Source organism: Streptomyces sp. NPDC031274 (assembly GCF_055570235.1).
In genome coordinates this window covers 1-1,384 of the sequence record NZ_JBVIHP010000236.1, presented here as the reverse complement: position 1 = coordinate 1,384, position 1,384 = coordinate 1, and the positions used below count along the sequence as shown (strand labels likewise).

Below are 1,384 nucleotides of genomic sequence, written 5' to 3'. Positions count from 1 at the left end.
AGCCCTTCCAACTGCCCCAGTCGGTGTTGCGGGACAGCCACTGCTGCTGCGAGCCGGAATCGACCTGTCCGTCGACCTGGGTGTCGGCGAGCAGTCCGCCGCTGGACCAGCCGCCGTCGTCGAGCTTCAGGTCGCCCTTCAGGTGCATGCGCCGGTAGGGCGCGGCCTGGGAGACGGCCCAGCGGTCGGCGCCGGCCTTCGGCGTCACGGCGAGGTTCTCGGCTCCGCGCCAGAAGTTCTGGGTGGCGTTGCCCTGGAACCAGTCGGCCTCGGCGTGCACCGCGCCGTTGATGTCGGTGTCGTCGGGCGACAGGCCGAGCCCGGCGATCTGTGTGTAGAAGCCGATGTTCGCGTCGACGTCGTCGTACGCGCCGGGCTTGAAGAGCAGCGCACGCCGCTCGCCGCCGAACTGGTTGGTCTCCTGCTGCTTGAAGACCTCGTCCAGGCGGCCCTGGATGGTGTCGTGCGACATCGACGGGTCGAAGACGTCGACGTTCGGCCCGAGGTCGGGGGCGTCGGCGGCCACCACCGCGGTCTTGCTCGACGCCGGGGCCTGCCCGGCGTCGGCGCTCTGGATGCCGACGATCGCGAGCGTGCCCGCGGCGAGTGCCAGCGCGGCGGCGACCGGGAGAGCGCGACCGCGCCTTCTGTGGGTGAGATGCATGGTGTCCCTCCTTGTCAGCCCGTGTACCGGGCGAAGATCTTGGTGAACTGCCAGGGCTCCTGGTCCACTCCGGAGCAGGTGTCGTCGTTCGGGTACGCGCCGGGGCAGGGGCGGTCACGGTTGACGGACCAGAACGCGAGGCGGGCCAGGTGGTGCTCCTGGGCGTAGCCGAGGATCGTCTCGAAGTCGGCCGGGGTGACGGTCTCCTGGACGTCCGTGATGCCGTTCATGGAGGACAGGCCGCTGTGCCGGTAGGCCTCATCGTCGCTGTAGCCGTAGGCCGCCTTGACCGTGTCCTTCAGGCCGTCGGTCGCCTGCTTCGTCAGCTCGCCCATGTTCTGGCCCGCGCCGCCGAAGTCGAACGGCATGATCGTCCAGCCGTCCACCTCCAGGCCCGAGCCGGCGGCCCGCTTGATCATGCTGTCGTCGGGGCCGCTCTGGTCGCTGGGGAAGGTGACGTAGGTCGTGAGCCCTTCGTTGTCCGCCTTCACCTTCTTGAGGGCGTCGATCGTCTTCTGCTGTACGGCGGGGTCGTTGTACGCCTCGCCCTCGATGTCGATGTCGATCGCCTTGAGACCGTAGGCGTCGATGACCTTCTGGTACGCGCCTGCCAGCGCGCCGGAGTCCGCGCAGGACTCCTCCAGCTTGTGGCCGCTCGCGCCGCCGAAGGAGGGGACGACGTCGCCGCCGCCCGCGCGGACGGCCTCGACGGTCCTCTCG

1 protein-coding gene and 1 pseudogene are annotated in these 1,384 nt (G+C 69.7%); both read right to left on the bottom strand.

Annotation, left to right across the window (positions count from 1 at the left end; genetic code table 11):
• A pseudogene (locus tag ACZ5CR_RS45285) lies at positions 1-664 on the bottom strand (coagulation factor 5/8 type domain-containing protein); the annotation flags it as partial.
• Positions 665-678: 14 nt separating this feature from the next.
• On the bottom strand, positions 679-1,384 hold a 706-nt coding region (locus ACZ5CR_RS45280; protein WP_468869529.1), incomplete at its 5' end, for a glycoside hydrolase family 18 protein.